24 protein-coding genes are annotated in these 23472 nt (G+C 62.1%); 9 read left to right on the forward strand and 15 right to left on the reverse strand.

Annotated features, from left to right (window positions below; genetic code table 11):
- Positions 1-21: 21 nt before the first annotated feature.
- On the reverse strand, positions 22-795 hold the full coding sequence (gene paaF / locus J7573_RS07185) for a 2,3-dehydroadipyl-CoA hydratase PaaF (RefSeq protein ID WP_294331715.1): 774 nt from the start codon (positions 793-795) through the stop codon (positions 22-24).
- 279 nt (positions 796-1074) lie between these two features.
- Between paaF and paaY the strand changes: the two genes are divergently transcribed.
- Positions 1075-1674 (forward strand): phenylacetic acid degradation protein PaaY, encoded by a 600-nt coding sequence (gene paaY / locus J7573_RS07190; RefSeq protein ID WP_294331718.1) that lies wholly within the window; start codon positions 1075-1077, stop codon positions 1672-1674.
- Between the two features lie 77 nt (positions 1675-1751).
- Positions 1752-2675: a phenylacetic acid degradation operon negative regulatory protein PaaX gene (paaX, locus tag J7573_RS07195; RefSeq protein WP_294331724.1), complete on the forward strand. Its 924-nt coding sequence runs from the start codon at positions 1752-1754 to the stop codon at positions 2673-2675.
- Positions 2676-2685: 10 nt separating this feature from the next.
- Here paaX and fetB read toward each other — a convergent pair whose 3' ends face one another.
- Positions 2686-3480, reverse strand: a complete 795-nt coding sequence (gene fetB / locus J7573_RS07200; RefSeq protein WP_294331728.1) for an iron export ABC transporter permease subunit FetB — start codon at positions 3478-3480, stop codon at positions 2686-2688.
- A complete protein-coding gene (locus tag J7573_RS07205; protein ID WP_294331730.1) occupies positions 3477-4172 on the reverse strand; it encodes an ATP-binding cassette domain-containing protein in 696 nt (231 codons plus the stop codon). Before J7573_RS07205 ends, fetB begins: the two co-directional genes overlap by 4 nt.
- 182 nt (positions 4173-4354) lie before the next feature.
- Between J7573_RS07205 and J7573_RS07210 the strand changes: the two genes are divergently transcribed.
- Positions 4355-4630 carry a hypothetical protein gene (locus J7573_RS07210; RefSeq protein ID WP_294331733.1) on the forward strand — a complete coding sequence of 92 codons (276 nt, stop codon included), beginning with the start codon at positions 4355-4357 and terminating at the stop codon, positions 4628-4630.
- A gap of 3 nt (positions 4631-4633) precedes the next feature.
- Here J7573_RS07210 and J7573_RS07215 read toward each other — a convergent pair whose 3' ends face one another.
- The 11 genes from J7573_RS07215 to J7573_RS07265 all read right to left on the reverse strand — a co-directional run bounded on the left by J7573_RS07215 (position 4634) and on the right by J7573_RS07265 (position 17752).
- Complete coding sequence (locus J7573_RS07215; protein WP_294331736.1) at positions 4634-6229, reverse strand: glycosyltransferase family 39 protein; 1596 nt, start codon at positions 6227-6229, stop codon at positions 4634-4636.
- The gene (locus J7573_RS07220; protein WP_294331738.1) at positions 6226-7599 is read right to left on the reverse strand and encodes a UDP-glucose/GDP-mannose dehydrogenase family protein; all 1374 of its coding nucleotides are present in this window, start codon (positions 7597-7599) and stop codon (positions 6226-6228) included. Before J7573_RS07220 ends, J7573_RS07215 begins: the two co-directional genes overlap by 4 nt.
- Positions 7596-8009 (reverse strand): 4-amino-4-deoxy-L-arabinose-phosphoundecaprenol flippase subunit ArnF, encoded by a 414-nt coding sequence (gene arnF / locus J7573_RS07225; RefSeq protein ID WP_294331740.1) that lies wholly within the window; start codon positions 8007-8009, stop codon positions 7596-7598. The genes J7573_RS07220 and arnF overlap by 4 nt, the downstream gene beginning before the upstream one ends.
- Positions 8006-8350: a 4-amino-4-deoxy-L-arabinose-phosphoundecaprenol flippase subunit ArnE gene (gene arnE / locus J7573_RS07230; RefSeq protein WP_294331742.1), complete on the reverse strand. Its 345-nt coding sequence runs from the start codon at positions 8348-8350 to the stop codon at positions 8006-8008. Before arnE ends, arnF begins: the two co-directional genes overlap by 4 nt.
- Positions 8347-9996: a lipid IV(A) 4-amino-4-deoxy-L-arabinosyltransferase gene (gene arnT / locus J7573_RS07235; RefSeq protein ID WP_294331745.1), complete on the reverse strand. Its 1650-nt coding sequence runs from the start codon at positions 9994-9996 to the stop codon at positions 8347-8349. Before arnT ends, arnE begins: the two co-directional genes overlap by 4 nt.
- Complete coding sequence (gene arnD, locus J7573_RS07240) at positions 9993-10877, reverse strand: 4-deoxy-4-formamido-L-arabinose-phosphoundecaprenol deformylase (protein WP_294331747.1); 885 nt, start codon at positions 10875-10877, stop codon at positions 9993-9995. The genes arnT and arnD overlap by 4 nt, the downstream gene beginning before the upstream one ends.
- Positions 10877-12883, reverse strand: coding sequence for a bifunctional UDP-4-amino-4-deoxy-L-arabinose formyltransferase/UDP-glucuronic acid oxidase ArnA (arnA, locus tag J7573_RS07245; RefSeq protein ID WP_294331750.1), 2007 nt, complete (start codon positions 12881-12883; stop codon positions 10877-10879). The genes arnD and arnA overlap by 1 nt, the downstream gene beginning before the upstream one ends.
- Positions 12880-13902 (reverse strand): undecaprenyl-phosphate 4-deoxy-4-formamido-L-arabinose transferase, encoded by a 1023-nt coding sequence (gene arnC, locus J7573_RS07250; RefSeq protein ID WP_294331752.1) that lies wholly within the window; start codon positions 13900-13902, stop codon positions 12880-12882. Before arnC ends, arnA begins: the two co-directional genes overlap by 4 nt.
- On the reverse strand, positions 13899-15050 hold the full coding sequence (gene arnB / locus J7573_RS07255; RefSeq protein ID WP_294331755.1) for a UDP-4-amino-4-deoxy-L-arabinose aminotransferase: 1152 nt from the start codon (positions 15048-15050) through the stop codon (positions 13899-13901). Before arnB ends, arnC begins: the two co-directional genes overlap by 4 nt.
- A 409-nt stretch (positions 15051-15459) precedes the next feature.
- On the reverse strand, positions 15460-16974 hold the full coding sequence (locus tag J7573_RS07260) for a glycosyltransferase family 39 protein (RefSeq protein ID WP_294331759.1): 1515 nt from the start codon (positions 16972-16974) through the stop codon (positions 15460-15462).
- A gap of 166 nt (positions 16975-17140) precedes the next feature.
- The gene (locus J7573_RS07265) at positions 17141-17752 is read right to left on the reverse strand and encodes a class I SAM-dependent methyltransferase (protein WP_294331762.1); all 612 of its coding nucleotides are present in this window, start codon (positions 17750-17752) and stop codon (positions 17141-17143) included.
- Positions 17753-18020: 268 nt separating this feature from the next.
- Between J7573_RS07265 and J7573_RS07270 the strand changes: the two genes are divergently transcribed.
- The 3 genes from J7573_RS07270 (at position 18021) to J7573_RS07280 (ending at position 19853) form a co-directional block, all read left to right on the forward strand.
- Positions 18021-18434 (forward strand): hypothetical protein, encoded by a 414-nt coding sequence (locus tag J7573_RS07270; protein ID WP_294331764.1) that lies wholly within the window; start codon positions 18021-18023, stop codon positions 18432-18434.
- 172 nt (positions 18435-18606) lie between these two features.
- Positions 18607-18831 (forward strand): hypothetical protein, encoded by a 225-nt coding sequence (locus J7573_RS07275; RefSeq protein ID WP_294331766.1) that lies wholly within the window; start codon positions 18607-18609, stop codon positions 18829-18831.
- Positions 18832-18950: 119 nt separating this feature from the next.
- A complete protein-coding gene (locus tag J7573_RS07280; protein ID WP_294331769.1) occupies positions 18951-19853 on the forward strand; it encodes an alpha/beta hydrolase in 903 nt (300 codons plus the stop codon).
- Between the two features lie 34 nt (positions 19854-19887).
- On the opposite strand, the gene J7573_RS07285 is transcribed toward J7573_RS07280, so the two are convergent.
- Complete coding sequence (locus J7573_RS07285; protein ID WP_294331774.1) at positions 19888-20838, reverse strand: GlxA family transcriptional regulator; 951 nt, start codon at positions 20836-20838, stop codon at positions 19888-19890.
- A gap of 105 nt (positions 20839-20943) precedes the next feature.
- Between J7573_RS07285 and J7573_RS07290 the strand changes: the two genes are divergently transcribed.
- From J7573_RS07290 to J7573_RS07300, 3 genes are all read left to right on the forward strand, one after another.
- A complete protein-coding gene (locus J7573_RS07290; protein ID WP_294331776.1) occupies positions 20944-21741 on the forward strand; it encodes an SDR family oxidoreductase in 798 nt (265 codons plus the stop codon).
- Between the two features lie 23 nt (positions 21742-21764).
- A complete protein-coding gene (locus J7573_RS07295; protein ID WP_294331778.1) occupies positions 21765-22283 on the forward strand; it encodes a peroxidase-related enzyme in 519 nt (172 codons plus the stop codon).
- A 135-nt stretch (positions 22284-22418) separates the two neighbouring features.
- Entirely contained in the window at positions 22419-23426 is a 1008-nt protein-coding gene (locus tag J7573_RS07300; RefSeq protein WP_294331780.1) for a zinc-binding alcohol dehydrogenase family protein, read from the forward strand.
- Positions 23427-23472: the final 46 nt, after the last annotated feature.

Consider the following 23472-nt stretch of genomic DNA (forward strand, 5'->3'; position numbering starts at 1 on the left):
AGTCGATGGGAAGTGGGCGGCTCAAAAGCCTTTGAACTGCGCCGGGCGTTTTTCCTGGAAGGCGCGGATGCCTTCGTCTCGGTCGGCGGTGCCGGCCAGCACGGTGAAGGCATGGCGCTCGAAGCGCAGGCCGCTGGCGAGGTCGCTGTCGCCGGCCTTGAGCAGTGCTTCCTTGGCCAGGCGCACGGCCAGCGGTGCCTTGGCAGCGATGCTACGGGCGACCTGCAGCGCACGTTCGACGGCCAGTTCAGGTTGGGTGATTTCGCTGATCAGGCCGGCCTGCAAGGCATGTCGGGCAGTGATGGCCTCACCGGTCAGGACCATCTGCATGGCCAGCGGCTTGCCCACCGCGCGCAGCAGGCGCTGGGTGCCACCCGCACCGGGCATGATGCCAAGGTTGATCTCGGGCTGGCCGAAACGGGCGTCGTCGCCGGCAATCACGATGTCGGCGCACATCACCAGCTCGCAGCCACCGCCCAGGGCATAGCCGTTTACCGCGGCGATCAAGGGCTTGGAAAACGCCGCGATGCGTTGCCAGTGGGCGACACGGGGATCATTGAGAATGCCGACCAGATCGTGCTCGGCCATCTCGCGGATGTCGGCGCCGGCGGCAAAGGCCTTGCGGCTGCCGGTGATGACCACGGCGCGAGTAGCGGGGTCGGCCTCTATTTCGGCGAGGGCGACGGCGAGCTCCGCCAGTAGCTCGGTGCACAGGGCATTGAGCGCTTCCGGGCGTTGCAGGGTGAGCAGGCGAACGCCGTGTTCAGGGGCCTGCACATCGATGAAACGAGGCATGTCGGGGTCCTCAGGCTGCTCGCACGGCACTTCGGGAGGCCGGCATTTATTGGAATTGTTTTCAGGGGCGGCGGGGGCGCCTGCCCAGGTGCAATCAGTATAAGCACCATGCGATACACTAATGCAATAGCAATTGTGTTTTTGTGTATCTCGTTTTATGTTGGGCGCTATGAAGTCATGGCTGAGAACCATATAGCATGCGGCTTATGCTCGGTTTTGCAGCGCATCCGGTTGTGATACACAAAAATGTATCAATATAGAATTTTGTGGAGAAAAGACATGCCTTGCTATCGACTCGACGGCCTGACTCCGGTGGTCGACCCCACTGCTTATGTGCACCCGAGCGCCGTGCTGATCGGTGACGTCATCGTCGGCCCGCGCTGCTACGTTGGCCCGCTGGCGTCCCTGCGCGGCGACTTCGGGCGCATCGTCCTGGAAGAGGGCGCCAACCTGCAGGACACCTGCGTCATGCATGGTTTCCCAGGCGGTGATACGGTGATCGAGCGCAATGGCCATGTCGGCCACGGCGCCGTGCTGCATGGCTGCCGCGTGGGCGAAGACGCCCTGATCGGCATGAATGCCGTGGTCATGGACGGTGCACACATCGCGCCACGCTGCATCGTCGGCGCCACGGCGTTCGTCAAAGCGGGCTTCGCGTGCGCCGAACAGAGCCTGGTGATGGGCGCGCCAGCCCAGGTCAAGCGCCCGCTGACCGAGCAGGAACTGAGCTGGAAGCAGCGCGGTACTGCCGAGTACCAGCACCTGAGCCAGCGCTGCATGGCGACGATGGTGGAATGCCCACCGCTGGCCCAGGCCGAAGCACAGCGCCCGCGCATGGGTGACGGTGGTTTCAGGCCCAAAGGCGAGGCGGGCGCATGAGCCTGGCTGCATCGCGCCATGGTCAGGCTCCCCGTCGCACAGGTATAGTCGGTGCTTTCAATGCGCGCAGTTCGTCCATGAGCAACCTCGTTCCGCTGAACAACCTGATCACCCGCTTTCAGGAGCAGACCCCGATCCGCGCCAGCTCGCTGATCATCACCCTTTACGGTGATGCCATCGAGCCCCACGGCGGCACAGTCTGGCTGGGCAGCCTGATCAACCTGCTGGAGCCGATCGGCATCAACGAACGGCTGATCCGCACCTCGATCTTCCGCCTGACCAAGGAAGACTGGCTGACCGCCGAGAAGGTAGGGCGGCGCAGTTACTACAGCCTGACCGGCACCGGCCGGCGGCGCTTCGAAAAGGCCTTCAAGCGCGTGTACAGCCCAAATCAGCCGGCCTGGGACGGTGCCTGGACGCTGGTGCTGCTGTCTCAGCTTGACGCCGGCAAGCGCAAGGCCGTGCGCGAAGAGCTTGAATGGCAAGGGTTCGGTGCCATGGCGCCGAACCTGCTGGGCTGCCCACGGGCCGATCGCGGCGACCTGGCCGCCACCTTGCGCGAGCTGGAGGCCAGCGACGACAGCATCGTCTTTGAAACCCATACCCAGGAAGTGCTGGCCTCCAGGGCCATGCGCGCCCAGGTGCGGGAAAGCTGGCGCATCGACGAACTGGGCCAGCAGTACAGCGAGTTCATCCAGCTGTTCCGACCGTTGTGGCAGAGCCTGAAAGAGCAGGACGAGCTCGATGCCCAGGATTGCTTCCTGGCGCGGACCTTGTTGATCCACGAATACCGCCGCTTGCTGCTACGCGACCCGCAACTGCCAGACGAGCTGCTGCCCGGCGACTGGGAGGGCCGTGCCGCTCGCCAGCTGTGCCGCAACCTGTATCGTCTGGTCTGCGCCAAGGCAGAATCCTGGCTCAACAGCGCCCTGGAAACCGCCGACGGGCCACTGCCCGATGTGAACGAAAACTTCTACAAGCGTTTTGGTGGCCTGGCCTGACCCTGGTCGCTCAGCTGCGCCGGGCCAGCTTGTGCGCCATGAACTGGTGGGCGGGGGAAAACAGCCGGTTGAAGGTCAGCAGCACGGCACACACGGTGCCCAGTGCTGATGCGGCGGCAATCAGGAACATGATCACGATCTGGTAACGCACGGCGTCCCCTGGCGCCTGCCCAGCCAGTATCTGGCCGGTCATCATGCCCGGCAGGCTGACGATGCCCACCACCGACATCTGGTTCAGTGTCGGCATCATGCCGGCCTTCAGTGCCTGGCTGGCTGCGGCGCGTGCCGCCTCCCAGCGCGTGCCACCCAGCGACAGGATCATGTCGACGACCGGCCGCTGGGCGCTCAACTCACGGGTCATGCGGTCGATCCCCAGGGCTACGGCGGTCAGGGTATTGCCGAGGATCATGCCGAGAATGGGGATGGCGTACTGGGGCTCGTACCAGGGGCGCACGCGCAGCACCACGAACAGGCCGATGGCGGTGACCAGCCAGGCACTCAGCCCGACCGAGATGACACTGTCGGCCAACAGCCCACGATGGCGATGCTGGCCCCGGCCGGCCGCTGAAAACCCGGCAATCAGGGTCATGCTCAGCATCAGCGGCAACACGATGTACCACTGGGCATGCTGGAACACCCAGCCGAGGATGTAGCCGATGGCCAGCAGCTGGGTGATGGTGCGCAGCGACGCCCAGAGCAGCTGGCGCTCCAGTTGCAGCTTCAGTAGCAGCGACAGCAGGCCGTTGACCAGAATCAGCGCGGCGGCAATCGCCACGTCGGTGTAGGCAAGGTTGTGGTAGTTCATTGCGACAAGGCGCCTTGGTGCATCGTCAAGGTGCGCGTACTGATGCGCCGGGCTTGAGCGTAATCGTGGGTGATCAACAGGAAAGCGCGACCCCTGGGTGATTCGTCGAGCCAGTTCATGACCAGCGCTTCTACGGCGGCCACCGATTGCGGGTCGAGCGCGGAGGTCGGTTCGTCGAGCAACATCACCTGTGGCGCCAGCAGCAGGGCACGGACCAGCGCCACCAGCTGTGCCTCGCCGCCGGACAGGTCGGTGCCAGCCTTGTCGAGAAAGCTGTGCGGCTTGCCGGCCAGCGCCAGCAGGCGCGCCGCCGTGGCGGCGTCGAAGCGGTACTGACGGTTGTGCTTGAGCGTGAAGGGCAGCCGCAGGTTGTCCATGACACTGCCCTCCACCAGCGCGGCACGCTGGGTCAGGTAGCAGGCGCGGGAGCGAAAATGCGGAACTCGTGACGGCGGCACCGGCTCGCCAAGCCACAGGACTTCACCTGAGCTGGGCGCATCCAGCAGGGCCAGGGCGCGCAACAAGACACTTTTGCCCGAACCCGACGCACCGATCAGTGCCAGGCGTTCGCCAGCGTGCAGTGAAAGGTCGGTCGGCGCCAGCAAGGTGGCCTGGGTCTGCAGATCGACACGGCCCAGCTGCCTGGCCTCGAGCAAGACCGCTTCGGCGTGAGAGTTCTGCGGGCCTTTCAATGGTGGGATTCCTTGACGCCGAATGGGAAAACGACATTTTAAGCAGTCCAGTCATGAGGTCAGGTTTTTTTGACAGAACTTTCACTTTGAATGGCTTAAACCAGCGCTAACGCAACACGCATACTTGAGCAGGGCTGCCCATCATGCACACTTCGATGTTTGGTCATCACTTGATGTTTCTGATGTTGTTCATTGCATCCGTCGTCAGCTGGCTTTACCTGTGGCTGGTGGGCTTCCTGCACCCTTCAGTGGCAAGCAGCGACTGTCCGGTGCTCAAACCGGACGCCTTGACGGTCCTGGGGCTGCTGTTGACCCTGGGCTGCGCCGTGCTGGAATTCTTCAGCCCGTTCGAGGGGGTCACGCTGTTGATCGTGCTACTGGTGATCGGCCTGATCATGCCCTGGGGCGGAGCATTGGGCGGCCGGTATCACGAGCGCTTGCGCGCTCGCAAATCCTGATCTTCAGTGCCCGAGGTACACGAGCACATAGTCGTTGTTGTCGAAGCGTCCACTGATTTGCGGCTGCAGGGCTTGCATCGGCGTGCCTTGCAGGGCTTGAAAGTCGTGTCGATCCATCATCAGCCACGCCGGCCCCTGTACAGCCTGGAGTTGTGTGGGGGTCTCGGTGAACTGCGGTCGCAGGTCCTGGTCGAGGTTGACCATGAACTTGATGGCCTTGGCATCCTGACCCAGACGGTGCAGCACCAGCGGGGCAGGTTGCTGCGAAACCTGTGCGAGCACGGCCTGGGTGAAGCTGCGGGTGTCATACAGACGGCGCTCCACTGGTTCGAACACCGCGACATACACCAGCCACAACGCCATCACCGCACAGCCGGCGCTGACCTCGGCACGCCAGCGTGGCTGCACGAGGCGCGACAGCGCCCACAACTGCAACGCCGCCAGTACCACCATCAGCACCGTGATGGAACCGGTTTCCTCGGGGAAACGGCGCTGAGCCACAAGCAAGGCAATCATCATCAGCCCCGGCATCAGCAGCCATAGCCCCTGGATTGCACCGCGCAGCCAGGCGAACAACCGCCCCTGTGCCACCTGGAACGGGTAGGCGGCGATGATCGCAACCATCGGCAACATCGGCAGCAGGTAGCGGGCCTTCTTCGCCAGGGGGATCGACAGCCCGACCATGACCAGCAACGCGGCAGCCGCGCAGTAACCGACCAGACGCAGCGCCGGCCCCTGCAGTTGCGCACGGCCCAGCCATGCGGCGATCAAGGCCAATAGCGCCAATGGATAGGCCAGCGCATAGTTGCCCATTGCGCTGGTGAAGTAGTACAGCGGGCTACTGGCGCCCTCGCTGCCGTCCATGCGCCCCATGAACTGCATGCGAATCACATCATCCAGAAACGCCTGGCCGCCGCTGGCCTTGGCCATCCACAGCAGCAGGCCGACACTGGCGACCAGCAGCAGACTGGCCAGCACACCAAACAGCAGCATCCGCCGCCATTGACCCGTCAGCAGGTAATAACTGCACAGCATGCCGGTCGGCACCACCAGGCCGATCGGCCCGCGAATGCCGAACCCCAACAGCAACAAGGCGAACACCAGCGGCCAGCGCCGCCCGGCTGCATGCTGGTCGTGGGCGTAACCCAGGTAGAACACGCTGAAGGCGACGGCCGCCAGCATGAGGTCCTGCGACACGGCCCGGACTTCACTGACGAAAGTGACGGTCAGCAGCAGCAGGGCAATGCTGCTCCATGCCCAGCGTAGCGAAAACGGCGCCAACAGCCGGTACATCAGGGTCACGATCACCGCGCCGGCGATGGCACTGGGCAGCCATGCGCTCAGGCCATTGACCACCCCGAAGGGCAGTGACAGCAGCCAGATGAACAGTGTCGAGAGCGACGTGTAGTCGGCATAGGGCTGCCCGTAGGTAGTCGGGAACACCGTCGGCCCATGGCGCAGCATCTCCTGGGCAAACAGCACGAAACGTGAGTCGAAGCCGATCGGCGCCTGCCCGTACACCCCGGCGCAGAACAGCAGCAGTGCCAGCAGCCCTGCAAGCAGGGACTGCCGGCGAACGGTGAGAGGCAGTGTCTTCACGCTGCTTTCGAACCCTGGCGGGGCAGTTGCGGGGAAACCGGCAGCTGGCAGGAATCGCCACGACCGATCGGGAAGTACTTGAAACCTTTGCGCGACAGGCGCTCGGCGTCATAGAGGTTGCGCCCGTCGAAGATCACCGGTGCCTTCAGGCGTTGCTGGATCAGCTCGAAATCCGGCGCCTTGAACTGCTGCCATTCGGTGCAGATGATCAACGCGTCGGCACCGGACAGCACCGATTCCGGGGTGCCCATCAGCATCAGTTTCTCTTCATCCGGATACAGGTGCTGTGTTTCCTGCATGGCCTCCGGGTCGAAGGCACGCACGCTGGCACCGGCGGCAAACAGTGACTCAAGCAGCACGCGGCTGGGGGCATCGCGCATGTCGTCGGTGTTGGGCTTGAACGCCAGGCCCCACACGGCAAAGGTCTTGCCGGCAAGGTCGCCGTTGTAGAACGCATGGATGCGCTCGAACAGCTTGTGCTTCTGGCGCTCGTTGATCGCCTCGACCGCCTGCAGCAGGTCACTGGAGCAATTCACCTGCCCGGCACTGTGGATCAGCGCACGCATGTCCTTGGGGAAACACGAGCCGCCATAGCCGCAGCCTGGGTAGATGAAGTGGTAGCCGATGCGGGTGTCGGCACCGATGCCCTGGCGCACCGATTCGATATCGGCACCCAGGTGCTCGGCCAACTCGGCGATCTGGTTGATGAAGCTGATCTTGGTGGCGAGCATGCAGTTGGCGGCGTACTTGGTCAGTTCGGCGCTGCGCAGGTCCATGAACATGATGCGGTCATGGTTGCGGTTGAACGGTGAGTAGAGGTCGCGCATGACATCGCGCACGTCTTCACCCTCGCAACCGATGACGATACGGTCTGGCCGGCGGCAATCGGCGACGGCCGAGCCTTCCTTGAGGAACTCCGGGTTGGACACGATATCGATGCGCAGTTCACGGCCATCGAGCGCGGTGGTGATGTGCGCGCGCAGGGTGTCACCGGTGCCGACCGGCACGGTGGATTTTTCGACCAGGATCAACGGTTGCTGGCGGTGGCGGGCGACCGCATCGCCGACCGACAGCACATACTTGAGGTCCGCCGAGCCATCCGGGCAGGAAGGGGTGCCGACGGCAATGAAGGCGACGCGGCCATGCTCGACGGCCAGCTTTTCATCGGTGGTGAATTGCAGCCGGCCGCCATCCAGGCCTTCGCGCACCAGGCTCGAAAGGCCCGGTTCAAAGATGCTGACATGGCCTTGGCGCAACAACTCGACTTTTTTCTCATCGACATCCATGCACACCACATCATGGCCGACTTCGGCCAGGACCGCGGCTTGCACCAGGCCGACGTACCCGCTACCAAACACTGTAATTTTCATGGAGCACTCCTTAATGCGGGCGAACGGGCCGGACGCGTATTGATCGTAATGACGCCGAGCATGACCAGTGCCACGCCCAGTGATTTGCTCAAACTGAATGATTCATCGAACAGCGGCAGGCTGGCCGCCAACACATAAACCAAGGCGTAGCTCAGGCTCAGTAGCGAGTAGGCCCGGCCCAATGGCAGATCACGCAGGGCCAACAGCCAGCAGAGCATCGACAGGCCATAGGCGGCGATCGCCGCCAACACCACGGCCACGGCGAGGGCATCGATGCCCTGGCCGGTCAGCGCCGATAGCCACTGCCCAGGCTGCGGCAGGCGGGTCATGCTCCAGCGCATGGCCAACTGGGCGCCGCTGACCAGCAGCACGCTGCCCAGGGCGAACGCGATGCCAAGGCGCTGACTCATGATTGCTGCCCCAGCAGTGCCACACCGGCTATGACCAGGGCCACCCCCAGCCAGTGACGGCGATCGACCGGTTCATGGAAGCCGAAGCGGGCGATCAGGGTGATCACCACGAAGTTCAGGCTGAGCATCGGATAAGCGATACCCACCTCCATGCGCTGCAGTACCAGCAGCCAGACCAGCAAACCGCTGCCGAGGGCGAGGAGGGCCAGCCACAGCCAGGGCGAACGCAACTTGTCCGTCCACGGCCCCACTTGCCCACGCCAGCCTTCCACGGCGAACTTCTGCGCCACCTGGCCCAGGCAGGTCAGCAGGCAGGCCGTCAACAGCAGCAGCCAGCTCATGGCGATACTCTGGGCAGAATGAGGATCACCATCTTGCCTTGGTGATAGCGGGTGCCATCGTCAGGCAGCAAGGCAAGCTCACGTTGCTCGTCCTCACCTTTGACCCGCATCACCACGGCAACCGTGCCACTGCGGCGGGCGTCATCGATCCACTGGCGAACGTTCTTGTCGTTCAGCTGGCGCCCCTGACCTTCCGGGGTAGCCAGGCCGTACTTCAGTTCGCCGATGGTGTTGTAGAACGCCACGTTCGGCTGTTTCAGGCGCCAGGCCAGTGCCGATGCCGCGCCGAGGTCGTTGCTCATCAGGTGAGTGGCGCCTGCCAGTTCGTCGAGGTGCTGCAGGATGAACTGGTCGGGCATCTTGTTGCCTTCCACCGACTTGGGCATTGCCGCCGGCAGCAGGGCCATCAACAGCAGGCTGCCCAGCACCGGAGCCGCCCAGCAGCGCAGCGGCGACAGGGCCTGGGCCAGACTGGCGACAGTCCACCCCGCCAGGGCCACGCACATCAGCAGCAAGCCGGTCAGTTCGTGGTCGTACACGGGCTTCTTCAATTGCAGCCAGGCCAGTGCGATCAGGGCGACCACGCCCATCACCACGTTGAGCCAGCCGTTGATGCCCAGCACGCGGCCTTGATGCAGGCGCAGCCGTTCTTCCACGGCGTGGCCGATCAGCAGGGCCAATGGCAGCAGGCACGGGAAGATGTAGGTCGGCAGCTTGCCCTTGCTCAGGCTGAAGAACAGCAATGGCAACAGCAGCCACAGCAGCAGGAACACGACCTTGGCCTGGGTACGGCTCTGCCAGGCCTGTTTCAGGGCCGGCGGCAGTATGGCGATCCAGGGCAGGCTGTAGGCCACCAGCAGCGGCAGGTAGTACCAGAAGGGCGCGCTGTGCTGGGCATCGTCACCGGCAAACCGGCGGATGTGTTCATGCCAGAAGAAGAACCGCCAGTAGTCCGGTTCCTGGAGATGCACCGCCAGTACCCAGGGCAGGCTGACGACGATCGCCACCACCACGGCCACCGACCCGTACACCAACAGTTCGCGCCAGCGCTTCTGCCAGAGCATCCACGGCAACGCGATCAGCACCGGCAGCAGCCAGGCGAGAAAACCCTTGGTCATGAAGCCCATGGCACACGCCAGCCCCAGTACCGCCCAGGCGGCAAGCCGCTGGCCGTTGCTGCGGCTGTCTACGGCAAACCACAGGGCCACCAGGCTGAGGTTGACCCAAAGGGTGAACTGCGGATCGAGGTTGGCATAGACGGCCTGGCCCACCATGACGCAGAAGCTCATGTAGATCAGGGTGCAGACCAGGCTCTTGCGCGGGTCGTTCCACAGCCGGCGTGCCACCAGGTAGCACAGGATCAGGCTCAGGCCGACGCTCAGTGCCGAGGCAAAACGCACGCCGAACAGGTTCTGGCCGAACAGCCCTTGGCTGAGGGCGATCATCCAGTAGCCGGCTGCGGGTTTTTCGAAGTAGCGCAGCCCCATGAAATGGGGCGAGACCCAGTTGCCGGTCAGCAGCATCTCCTGGCTGACCTGGGCGTAGCGGGTTTCGTCGGGGATCCACAAGCCATGGCCGCCCAGTGGCAGCAGGAAGGCCAGTACGAACAGGCCGAGCAGCAGCGGTAGCGTCCAGCGTCTGCTCATGAGCCTTGCACTCCCAGCCAGCCCTCACGGCCTTGCAGGGTGCCGCGTTGCACACTGGCAACGGGCAAGGAGTCGAGCGGGGCGGGGAGCAGCTCGCCCAAGGGTTTGAACGTAATCTCGCGCTGGCGTGCATCGGCCAGCAACTGGCGGAAGTCCTGAGCCATCAGAATCCCTTCTACCTCTGCATGGATGGTGTAGACGTTGAGTGCCTGTGGGCGGAAGCGCCCCAGGATGAATGCGTTGAACTGCGCGGCAGCCACCTGTGGGCCGACGACCTCGTCGAAGGTCGGCAGGTCCACCGGTATCTGCGGTGCCCCTGGCGAGCCGTCGGCCAGGCGAGGGCGGAACAGGCTTGTGCCCCGGCAATCGCTGTTGTAGCGAAAACCGAACGCCTGCTTGGCCTCGATGACCCGCTCGTCCGCGCGCCAACCGGCGACGGCCGAACAGTCCACTGGCGCGCCGAGGATGTCACTGAGGGTGTCGACGCCCTGACGGATCTGCTCGGTCAGCTGCGCCATGCTCCAGTGCCCGGCATTGGCCTGCCAGCCGTGGTGGTCCCAGGCGTGCAGGCCGACCTCGTGGCCGGCGTCCCGGGCCTGACGCATCAGGTGCCCGAGGTCGCGACCAATCGGCTTGCCGGGCCAGGCGGTGCCGGCCAGGAGAATGTCCCAGCCGTACAGCCCGGCGGCATTGGAGCGCAGCATCTTCCACAGGAACTGCGGGCGGATCAGGCGCCACAAGTGGCGCCCCATGTTGTCTGGCCCGACACTGAAGAAGAACGTCGCCTTGACCTGCGCCTCGTCGAGCAGCTCCAACAGGCGCGGCACACCTTCACGGGTGCCGCGGTAGGTATCGACATCGATGCGCAAACCTGCCTGCATCAGCGTGCTTCTTCTGCCGGACGGGCCTCGAGCTCACGCATTGCTTCACGCAGGAAGAAGTCCAGCGTGTTGCCGATGGTTTCGCGCATCTCCACGGTCGGCTCCCAGTTCAGCAGGCGCTTGGCGTTGGCGATGCTCGGCTTGCGGTGGGACACGTCCTGGTAGCCGCCGCCGTAGAACGCCTTGCTCTCGACGTCGCGGAAACCGGCGAACGGCGGGAAGTGGCTGCGCAGCGGGTGGGCTTCGAACTGGCGCAGCAGTTCTTCGCCCAACTGGCGGATACTGGCTTCGTTTTCCGGGTTACCGATGTTGATGATCTGGCCGTTGCAGGCATCGTTGTCGTTGTCGATGATCCGTGCCAGGGCCTCGACGCCGTCGGCGATGTCGGTGAAGCAACGCTTCTGCTCGCCGCCGTCGAACAGGCGGATCGGCGTACCTTCCACCAGGTTCAGGATCAGCTGGGTGATGGCCCGGGAACTGCCGATACGCGCGGAGTCCAGGCGGTCCAGGCGTGGGCCCATCCAGTTGAATGGGCGGAACAGGGTGAAGTTCAGGCCTTTCTGGCCATAGGCCCAGATGACCCGGTCGAGCAACTGCTTGGACACCGAGTAGATCCAGCGCTGCTTGTTGATCGGCCCGACCACCAGGTTGGAGGTGTCTTCGTCGAAGTTCGTGTCCTGGCACATGCCGTAGACTTCCGAGGTCGACGGGAAGATCACGCGCTTGTTGTACTTGACGCAGTAGCGCACCAGGCGCAGGTTCTCTTCGAAGTCCAGCTCGAACACGCGCAGCGGGTTGCGGGTGTATTCGATCGGCGTGGCAATGGCTACCAGTGGCAACACCACGTCGCACTTCTTGATGTGGTACTCGATCCACTCGGAGTGGATGCTGATGTCGCCTTCGACGAAGTGGAAGCGTGGGTGGTTGCGCAGGCGCTCGATGGCGTCGGAGCCGATGTCCAGGCCGTAGACTTCGTAGCGCTCGTCGCTGAGCAGGCGCTCGGACAGGTGGTTGCCGATGAAGCCGTTGACGCCAAGGATCAATACCCGGGTGCGGCGAACGCTGCGGCGGGCGTCGGTGCCACGCAGCAGCGAGCCTTCGACCAGGCCCAGTTCATTGGCCAGTTGCGAGCCGCTCAGGTACAGGCCGTTGTCGTTGCGCTGGCCGGCACTGATCACCAGCGAGTCCTCACCACAGGCAATGCGCAGCGGGTCGGTGCTGATCACCCGGCCTGGGGCCAGGCCATCGTTACCCTTGACCACCTCGGCGCTCCAGACGATCAGCTTGTGCTCGCCGACCTGGCAGAAGGCGCCAGGGTAGGGCTGGGTCACCGCGCGCACCAGGTTGAACAGGGTTTCGGCAGGCGCTTGCCAGTCCAGGCGGCCATCGGCCGCGGTACGACGGCCGAACACCGTGGCCTTCGATTCATCCTGTGGGGTTTCGCTGACCTTGCCCTGGCGCAGGTTCGGCAAGGTGTCGCGCAGCAGGTCGGCGGCGGCGGCGCGCAGCTTGCCGTGCAGGCTCAGCGCGGTGTCGCTGCGTTCGATGGCCACCCGCAGCTGGGCGACGATGGCGCCGGCATCGGCGCGCTTGACCATGCGGTGCAGGGTCACGCCGGTTTCGGTTTCACCGTTGACCAGCACCCAGTTGGCCGGGGCGCGGCCGCGGTAGCGCGGCAGCAGCGAGCCGTGCAGGTTGAACGCGCCTTTGCGGCCGGTAGCCAGCAGCGGTTCGCTCAGCAGGTTGCGGTAGTAGAACGAGAACAGGTAGTCGGGGTTGAGCTGGCTGATGCGCTCGACCCACAGCGGGTGGTTGACATCCTCCGGCGCATGCACCGGGATGCCTTTGCGGGCGCACAGCTGTGCGACCGAAGCGTAGAAGGTGTTTTCCTTGGGATCGTCGGCATGAGTGAACACTGCTGCGATGTCATAGCCGCTGTCGAGCAGGGCTTCAATGCCGGCGCAGCCGATATCGTGGTACGCGAAGACAACCGTTTTTGCACTCATGAGTGAACCTGACCAGAAGTAGTGGAATTGAAACCATCAACGGTGACGCTTTGTGCCGGCACAGGCGGTGGACCGCTGCGCAGCACTTTTTCGATGAAGAACCGCGGGCGGGCGCGCACGTCGCTGTACATGCGCCCCAGGTACTCGCCAAGCAGGCCCATGCCGATGAACTGGCCGCCGGTGAACACGAACAGCACGGCGAACAGCACGAACAGGCCATTACCGGCCCAGCCCGGGCCAAACGCCAGGCGCAGCACGATCAACCCGAAGGCGAACAGCACGCCAAGCGCGGCCATGCTGAAACCAACGATGCTCAGCAGGCGCAACGGCGTGGTGGTCATGCAGGTGATCAGGTCGAACATCAGGCTGATCAGGCGCATCGGGCTGTACTTCGAATCGCCGTGTTCACGCTCGGCGTGGGTCACCAGGATCTCGGTGGTGTGGCGCGCGAAGCTGTTGGCCAGGATCGGAATGAAGGTGCTGCGCTCGCGGCAGGCGAGCATGGCGTCGATCACCGTACGCCGGTAGGCACGCAGCATGCAGCCGTAGTCGCTCATGGCAACGCCGGTGGAGCGCTTGACCGCGTAGTTGATGACCTTCGACGGCCAGCGGCGCAGGGCCGAGTCCTGGCGATTGCTGCGCACCGTGCCGACCACGTCGAAACCGCGTTCGGCTTCGGCGACCAGGCGCGGGATTTCTTCCGGCGGGTTTTGCAGGTCGGCGTCGAGGGTGATCACCACGTCGCCCTTGCACTGTTCGAAACCGGCCATGATCGCCGCGTGCTGGCCGTAGTTGCGGTTGAGGATGACCGCCACGAACGGGCTGTTCTCGGCCTGGGCGGCGTCTTCGAGGATTTGCGCCGAGTTGTCGCGGCTGCCGTCGTCGACCAGCACGATTTCATAGGGGTGACGCAGTTGCTGGCAGGCTGCGCCGGTGCGGCGCAGCAGCTCGGGCAGGCTTTCCTGCTCGTTGTAGACCGGGATGACGATGGACACGCAGTTGATTGGGTACGGTCTCACGGGCGTTTCCCCACAACCTGTTCAATGGCAGTGACGACCCGGTCCTGGTCCTGGTCGGTCATGTCGGGGAACAACGGAATGGAGCACAGCCGCGCCGAGTTCCATTCGGTGTTCGGCAGCGACAGCTGTGGATCACGCTGGCGGTACCAGGTATGCAGGTGGGTGGCGATGAAGTGGATGCCGGTGCCGATGCCGCGCTCCTGCAGGCCTTTCATGAAGGCTTCGCGGTCCAGCCCACAGCGTTCGCTGTCGATGCGCAGGATGTACAGGTGCCAGGCGTGCTGCTGCGGGTAGGCAGTCGGCACGGCCAGGGGCTGCACTGGCAGGCCTTCGAAGCGTTGCTGGTAGCGGGCGGCCAGCTCGGTACGGCGGGCGTTGATCGCATCCAGGCGCTTGAGTTGCACCAGGGCGATGGCGGCGTTGATGTCGGCAAGGTTGTACTTGAAGCCTGGCTCCATGACCTGGGCCTGGGGCTTGCGGCCGTGGGTCAGGCGGTCATAGGCATCGACACCCAGGCCATGGAACTTGAGCATGCGCACGCGGCTGGCCAGGGCTTCGTCGTCGCTGACGAACATCGCACCTTCGGCGCAGGTCATGTTCTTGATGGCATGGAACGAGAAGATCGCTGTGCCTTGGGCACCGACATGGCGGCCTTTGTAACGGGTACCGGCGGCATGGGCGGCATCTTCGATAACGGCAATGCCATGTTTGTCGGCGAGTGCGTACAGCGGGTCGAGGTCGAAGGCAGCGCCGGCGTAGTGCACCGGAATGATGGCCTTGGTCCGCGGGGTGATGGCTGCCTCGATGCGCGACGCGTCGGTCATCAGGGTGTCGCGATCGACATCAACGAATACCGGCGTGGCACCGAGCAGGGAAATCATGTTGGCCGTGGACACCCAGGTCTGCGACGGGGTGATGACTTCGTCCCCCGGGCCGATACCCAGTGCCAGCAAGGCGATGTGCATACCGCCAGTGGCCGATGACAGGGCTACCGCATGGCGGCAACCGACGTACTGCGCGAACTGCTCTTCAAGTGCCTGGTTCTGTGGCCCGGTCGTGATCCAGCCCGAACGCAGGACTTTTTCGACGGCCGCAATTTCTTCTTCGCCCATACTAGGACGAGAGAAGGGGAGAAACGCCTCACTCATGAGCACCTCGGTGATACAGGAAAAATGACAGAACCCATTGATTTCATTGGTTCAATTGCCAGCGTAGACGCAAAGAAGTTTTTTGCATCGACTGCACAGGCTAAAAGTTGTTGTGTTGCGCCAGGTCAGGTTTTTTCTGCAGGGGCTCAGTCATCCATGCCGTCGTGATTGTCAGGGGCTTATCCGCCCAAGGTTATGCTTGATTTTGTGAAAGAAGTATAAAAAAAGGGTCGCGTAATCATTACATTGCAAACACAGACAGCTAAGGTTCAGGTTGCTGAACGAAGTGTGAACCTACCAACAAATTTAATACGTTTAAACATCCATTCGGATGGCTGTAACACTGTGCTGGTAGTTGACCGAAAAGCCGCCATTAGTTGCAGGTTTACAGCCGAGCGAGAGCCCTGGCTCAGGCCTTGGGAATATAGGCCACGCTTTGCTCATCACGGGCGTGCAGCCACTGCTCGCCACGGCTGGGCTGGGTGGTGACGATCTGGTGATCGCTCTCCAGGTAGCCAAAGGGCGGCGCCTCGCCGTGGAGGTAATGCGCGACGATGATCGTACGCTGCGGGTCCCAGTGCTTGCCGCTGGTACGCTCCAGCCAGGCCATCAAGGTGGCGGTGTCGCCGCTGCGGGGGTAATCCTCGGTTTGCGCCACATAGTAGAAGGGGGCACCACCCGTTTGGAGGTACATCGGCACCTTGTTATCCACCTCGACCATGACCATTTGCCATTGCGCCAGCGGTGCCTGGCGGCTCGCCTGCTCACGCACGGCCTCGCCGAAGCGGATCACGCCGCCGCCGCCATTGCTCCAGGGCACCAGGATGCCCAGCACCGCCAGCAGCAACACGGCGGTGACCGCGAAGCCGGCCTGCAGACGCCGCCCGGCGGCCTCGCGCAGGGCCATGCGGCGGGTGATCCACCAGGCACCGAGCAGTTGCGCGAACGGCACCAGCGGCAGCACATAGTAGCTGCGCCTGCTGCCACTGGCGGTGAAGAACAGCATCAGCAGGCCAAGCCCCTGAATCAGCCAGCGGGTATCCGGCTCGATCTGCCGCCAGTGGCGCAGGGCGACCCACACGGCAATGATCCAGCAGGGCGCCCAGGGCAGGGTGTAGACCGGCAGGTACACCAGGTAGGTGTAGATCGGCCCGAGGTTGTCGAATGGCTGGAAGAACCGCACCACGTTTTCCCGCAGTACCAGCCCGAGGCCGCTTTCGCCGTAGTTGGGCGCGCCGTACAGGTGCGAGAGTAGAAACGGCAGCATGTACAGCGCTCCGGCCAGCAACAGCGCAGCCAGCAGGCGCAGGTTCAGGTGGCGGCGCCAACGGCCTTCACTCAGCAGGTGCGGCAGCAACACCAGGCCTGGCAGGATGAAGCCGATCAGGCCCTTGAACAGCGAGGTCAAAGCCAACAGCCCGAAGAAGCCGACATAGCGCCAGAAACGCGTATCGTCCGGCCCACGCCAGTACCACCAGACCGCCGCCAGCACGCCGCACACCGTCAGGATATCGGCGGTGGCGACCCGTGCCCAGAACACGAAGTAGAAGGTCGTGGCCAGCATCCAGCCGGCTACCAGTCCAGTGCCTTTGCGGAACAACCGCTCTCCGAGCAGGTAGACCAGCCAAACGCTGAACCACGCGGCGATGACGGAGGACAGGCGCAGCGACCAAGGGCCCAGGCCACCGGTCAACCAGGCGCTGGCAGTGATCAGCCAGTAGGACAGCAGGGGTTTGTCGTAATAGGCGCCACCCTTGAGATACGGGTCAAAGTAGTCGCCGCTTTGCAGCATCTGCAGGGTGATGTTCGCCCAGCGGGTTTCCGCGCCCCAAAGTTCGCGACTACCCAGGCCCAGCATCAATAAAACAGCGGTAGTGGCAAGTAGTAACAGCAGCGCGCGTTGATCGGTTCTTCTCTGATGCATGGCTGACTCTGCGGGCAGGCAAATTGTCGGCGAATCCTAGGCAGCAAAAAGTGCGAGGGCAGTGAAGAATTGGTGAAAAAGTTGCAAAGCAGTGGGCGGAGCACACTCTTTATATAACTACACTAAATGAACATTTAGTGTAGTTATAACCAAAAAGCGATGACATTCAATAGCAGGAGCGGGCAAGCCACACCGTCAGGCCGCCACAGGCCGGGTCTTCCACGATGTGATCCAGGGCTTCAAAACCATGGCTCTGCAGCAGGCTTACATATTCCTTTGGATCCAGGCTGGCGTGATAAAGGGTTTCACCCTCGAATTCGCCCAACGCCTCGCCATGGGACGGGCCGCTGGTGAACATCAGATAAGCGCCCGGCGCAGCGTGCTTCTGAAATGTCGGGAACATCCGGCGCTGGTCGTCGGGCTTGAGATGGAAAAAGCTGTTCCAGGCCAGGATGCCAGCGAACTGTCGATCAAGTTGCAGCGTGCGCATGTCTGCGTGAATCCATTGCTGTTCGGGGAAACGTGCGCGGCACATGGCAAGCATCTTCGCGGAAGCATCCACACCGACAAGCGACAAGCCAGCCTCGATCAGGAATCGCGCAACGGGCTGGCCAGAACCGCAGCCCAGATCAAGCACCACATCAGATGGCTGCAGCAACGCACGAAAACGTTCGATCCATTTGTGGTCAGTCAGATGATTACCGCGCAGTCGATCCCAAGCCGAAGCGTGGCGGTGGTAAAGATCGATGATCTGGTCGGCTGATGGGTGGTGAGCCATGGGGCATCCTTGAATGGCTAGTTGAACGGCCTGGGCGACGTCTGCGGATTTGAAATGTACCCCAGGTGTGGCCCGTGAGGGATACATGAATCTGCGCATAATGCATATTATGTTAAATTGAGTATTAGGTAGATTCGCCCGCTCGTGTCTGTTTTCACTTACCTACGAACGAGATTTCGCAAAGCTATGATGCGCCAATCGCGTTTTGAAGGTTTGCGACCGTTTCGTGACCAGCGATCAGACTGAATCCGCTTGGGGTGATCCTGTCATGGCCAATGAGAAATGGAGGCCATTCAGTCTGAAGCAATTCAAAGTCTCACCGAATGACCTGAAGTTAAAGCCAGACGCCACCTCCCTGGATACAGAGCCTGGCGTGGCCTTGAGCGTGGCTCGTTACAAGCCATCTCCGAGCACCCTCAACCAGATCTACACGATTTGCAGTCGGTTCTTTGAATACATAATCGAAGACGGGACAGCTGCGGCTAACCCTTTCCGGATGATCAAGAAGCGCACCCTCAACCGTGGAGCGCCGCAAGAAGAAGGCTCCAATCGCGCCCTGACGCCCTTGCAGTGGGACTACGTGCTGGTGACCGCTGAACGGATGGCCCAGGATGAGCCAGAGCGGCACGAGCGCACTCTATTCATCGTCGCCACACTCTTGGATTACATGCGGCGGTGTTAAGCCTCCACGAGAGCCTGTCGGTGGATCGAGCCTCCGTTTATAGCTGTGCATCGGCAGGTAAATCAGAACTGGCTCGAGCCAGGAAAAGTTTCATGATGAACCGCCACCGCGAGGCCTACGATAAGCACCAAAGGGTCATGTTCCCGCGCCTCAACTCCACAGGAATTCAAAAATGATCGCTAACCTCGTCAAAGTTTCACTGCTGGCCAGTGCTGTGTTGTTGAGCGCCTGCTCGGCTTCGGGTGTGAGTACCCGAAACGATTACTCGGTCGACTCCGTGGCGCCGGCGGGGTTTGGTCCGGGGCCGACGAACAGTGGCAAGCAGATGAATTTCCACGGTAACGCGTTGAGCAACAGCTTTGGCGAGTACAGTTCCGGGTTGCTGCACGACGATTGAATGAGCACTGCCTCTACCACCTCCTGAGCGTTTCACTCGCCGCTGGCTCACTTCGTTCGGATGCCAGCGACAGGTTGTTTGCAATCACGCGTCCTGAATCACACCCCTAAACGACGTTTATGGACCGTCGTGTCGAGGTCAGGATTGCAGACAACCTCATCCAGGATGTGCAAATCATGAACGCTTCAGCCACTGCCATTACCGCTCCAACCCAATTTGTTGAAGTGAATGACCGTCGCCTGGCTTATCGAACGATCGGTAGCGGCCAGCCGCTGGTACTGCTGGTTCGATACCGCGGCACGATGGACGATTGGGACCCGCTGTTCCTCGACAAGCTGGCCGAGCGCGGTTTTCAGGTGACTGTCTTTGACTACAGCGGACTGGGCCAATCAAGCGGCACGCCTAGCTACAATCCGGGAGCACTGGCCAAGGATGCAATTGAGCTCATCCAGGCGCTGGAGCTTGGCAAAGTTGTGATTGGTGGGTGGTCACTCGGGGGAATTGCCGCTCAGGTGGTACTGGCGCAGGCGCCACAACTGGTAAGCCATGCCGTACTGATGGGTACGACGCCACCCGGTCAGTTGGCCATACCCGGTGAAGCCCTGTTCTATGAACTGGCTCGTCGAGAGAATGACTTCGAGGATTTCGTAAGCCTTTTCTTCGAGCCAGCCTCGGATACCAGCCGAGCAGCAGCCGAGAGGGCCTGGGCACGACTGGCTTCACGCATGGCGGATCGCAGCCCCCAAGTGCCTGTCGAGTGGGCGGCCCAGCAACTGGGAGACGGGCCCAAAAACCCAGTCTTTCCAGTCGAAGCGGTGTTACATGCACTGAAAAGTACTACTGTCCCCCTACTCCACCTGGGCGCCGACCACGACATCGTATTCCCGGTCGAGAACTGGTACGCCCTGAACAGCCAGCTGCCGACGCTGACTCTCGTGAGCTTCCCAAGCGCTGGCCACGGGCCTCACATGCAGTACCCGGAGGCGGCGGCTGGTCACATTGCCGCTTTCATCTCGGCATAGGCTACTCGCGGGGCCACACGAGTGGCCCCTTTTATCAGCCGACTACTACTCGCCTGGCATCCCTGCGTACTGCCTGAGGCGGCACGCCAAAACCGCGAACAAACACTTCTCGCATGTGTCGGCGATCCCTGAAGCCTGTCTCCTTGGCCACCACATCCAGGCTGTGTCGGCTTTGCTCGATCATCAACCGAGCTGCCTCCAGACGCAGGCTTTCCACTGCCTTGGCCGGTGATTGCCCAGTTTCTGCGGTGAATACGCGAGTGAACTGCCTGGGGCTCAAGTGCGCGACTTCAGCAAGTTCATCGACACTCAACTGACGGTTCAAGTGCTTGCGGGCGTAATCCAGCGCCGTCTGAATGCGATCCGACTTCGGCGAAAGCGACAGCAACTCGGAGTGTTGGGATTGCCCACCGGAGCGGCGCTGATGCATCACCAACTTGCGCGCCACCGACCGGGCCATGTCGGCTCCCAAGTCTTTTTCCACCATGCCCAACGCCATATCCAGGGCGGCGGTCATGCCTGCAGACGTCCATATGGGCCCATCCACGATGAAAATCCGGTCTTCTTCGACTTCTATTTTCGGGTGGTGCTCGCGCAGCTTGTTGGCATAGGCCCAGTGTGTCGTTGCTCGCCGATTGTCGAGGACGCCTGCCTGCGCCAACACGAAGCAGCCCGTGCACAGGCCTGCCGTGCGCCGCGCCCCGTCGACAAAACCTCGCACACTGGCAAGTACCTCCTCACTCGGCGGCGTGAGCGGCGTAAACGTCCCGGTAATCATCCAGGTGTCGGCCAAGCCGGGCGCGCCCAAGGGAAGCGTGTCGATGTACATCCCCAGTGAGGAGCGCACCGTTCCACCCTTGATGGAAAAATTCTGGATCTTGTAAGCCGTTTCGCCGGCAACGATGTTGGCAAACTCGAACACGGATTGCGTGGCCAAAGACATGACCTGGAAACCTTCGGTTATCAGATAGCCGACCCGGTGCATCGAATGACTCCTTATGCGATGTCCTGAAAACGTATCTTATGTGTCGTTTAAGACGAAAGCGACCTTCTGCATCATGGCGCCACACCCACACAACGGAGCATGACCATGACGCAGCAATCCAAAGGCACCGCGCTCATCACCGGCGCTTCCAGCGGAATCGGCGCGATCTACGCAGAGCGCCTGGCTCGCCGGGGCTATGACCTCGTGCTGGTGGCCCGCAACCGGGAGCGCCTCAACGCCCTGGCCAGCCGGATCACCACCGAGACCCAGCAGAACGTGGAGGTTTTTCCGGCTGATCTTTCCAAAACTGATGACCTGGTGAAGGTCGAGCGCAAACTACGTGAAGACGTCAGCATCAGGCTGCTGGTGAATAATGCCGGCATCGGCACTCACACAAGCCTGCTGGAAAGTGATGTCGAACGCATGGCCGAAATGATCAGCCTCAACATCACCGCCTTGACCCGCCTTACCTACGCAGCCGTTCCAGGTTTCGTCGCCCGCCAGCAAGGCGCCGTCATCAACATCTCGTCCATCGCAGGTTTGGCTCCAGAGTTGCTCAACGGTGTATACGGCGGCAGCAAGGCCTTTGTCACCGCCTTCAGCCAATCCCTGCACAAAGAGCTTGCAGACAGCGGCATCAAAGTCCAGGCGGTTTTGCCAGGCGCTACCGCGACCGACTTTTGGCAGATCGGCGGCCTGCCTGTCGAGAACCTGGACCCCAGTATCGTCATGTCAGCCCATGACCTGGTCGAGGGTGCACTGCAGGATTTCGACAACGATGTGCTGCTCTCCATCCCGTCGCTGCATGACCTGCAAGCTTTTTATCACTACGAGTCCAGCCGGCAAGCACTGTTCAGCCAGTTGTCCAGCAACCAGCTCGCCCCGCGCTACAACGCCAAGTGATCACCCGCACAGGAAACGCAATCATGACTCGCATCGCTGCACTGACGCTCGACCAGGCGCCCACCGCTGCCCGTACCGCCTTGCAAGGCGTGGAAAAAGGCTTGGGTTTTATTCCGAATGCCTTCGCCACCCTCGCCCATTCCCCTGCAGCCCTCGGTGGCTATCTTGCGCTGTCGCAAGCGCTGAACAAGAACAGCCTCAGCCCCGCCGAGCGTGAAGTAGCGGCCCTGGCTGCATCAGCGGTGAATGGCTGTGACTACTGCATCGCCGCTCACAGTTTCTTTGGCGGCAACGTTGGTCTGGATGCTGACGCGCTGCTGGCTGCACGGGCCGGCACACTCGACGGCGTTGCTGCATTCGCCAGGGCGGTTACGCTGAGTCGAGGCCAGGTCAGCAATGCGCAGCTGGCGGCGGCACGGGAAGCAGGGCTCGATGACGTGAAAATCGTCGATATCATCGCCCAGGTTTCCCTGCTGACGCTGACCAACTACCTCAACAATGTGGCCATGACGGAGATTGATTTTCCACCGAATGGCAATTGATGACTGGCACGGACGCACGCGCTTCACAGTATTTTCATCGCCATCGAGAAAGTCTTACTCCATTCAGGCTGTTTTTTGCGTGAATCAAAACGAATAGCCTGCACCCACTTTTCGATTTCCAAAGAGGTAGAACCCATGAAGGCTGTCGTTTACACCCAGGCTGGCTTGCCGATCCAGGATCCCCAGTCACTGTTCGACGCGCAGTTGCCATCACCGAAGCCCGGTGCCCGGGATCTCCTGATCGAGATCAAGGCGATTGCGGTCAACCCGGTTGATACGAAGATTCGGGCCAGCCGTGGCGGGGAGCAACCACAGGTTCTCGGCTGGGATGCTGTCGGCGTTGTCCGCGAGACTGGCCCACAGGTAACGCTATTCAGGCCAGGGGACGAGGTGTTCTACGCCGGCGCCATTGACCGACCAGGCAGCTATAGCGAGCTCCATGTGGTGGATGAGCGCATTGTCGGCCACAAGCCTCGCAGCCTGGACAACGCCAGTGCCGCCGCCCTGCCCCTCACCTCCATCACTGCCTGGGAGTTGCTGTTCGACCGTCTAGCCGTCGAAGAAAATGGCGGTAAAGGGCAGAGCCTGCTCGTTGTAGGAGCTGCAGGCGGTGTGGGCTCGATCCTGGTACAGCTGGCAAGGCAGCTGACGCAGCTTACCGTCATAGGCACTGCCTCAAGGCCTGAGACTCAAGCCTGGGTCAAAGCGTTGGGCGCTCATCATGTCATTGACCACGCCGAGTCGATCCCACTTCAGCTGGAAGAGCTAAAGCTTAATCCGATCGATTATGTGATCAGCCTGACGCACACCGACACCTACCTGCCACAACTGGTGGAAGTGCTTCGTCCACAAGGCAAGCTCGCACTGATTGATGATCCGGCACAGCTGGATGTCATGCCGCTCAAGCGCAAATCGCTGTCATTGCACTGGGAGCTCATGTTCACCCGCTCGCTGTACAAGACCGAAGACATGATCAAGCAGCACCAACTGCTCGAACGTGTTTCGCAACTGGTCGACGACGGCATACTGAAAACGACTGTCGGGGAGCATTTTGGGAGCATTTGTGCCGACAATCTCAAACGTGCCCACGCCTTGATCGAAAGCGGCAAGGCCCGAGGCAAGATTGTCCTGGAAGGGTTCTGATCACGGCTCACACAAGCGCCCGCGTGATAGCGCGGGCTCATCAGCC

It is taken from the genome of Pseudomonas sp., from assembly GCF_017744435.1.
Taxonomy (GTDB): Bacteria; Pseudomonadota; Gammaproteobacteria; order Pseudomonadales; family Pseudomonadaceae; genus Aquipseudomonas.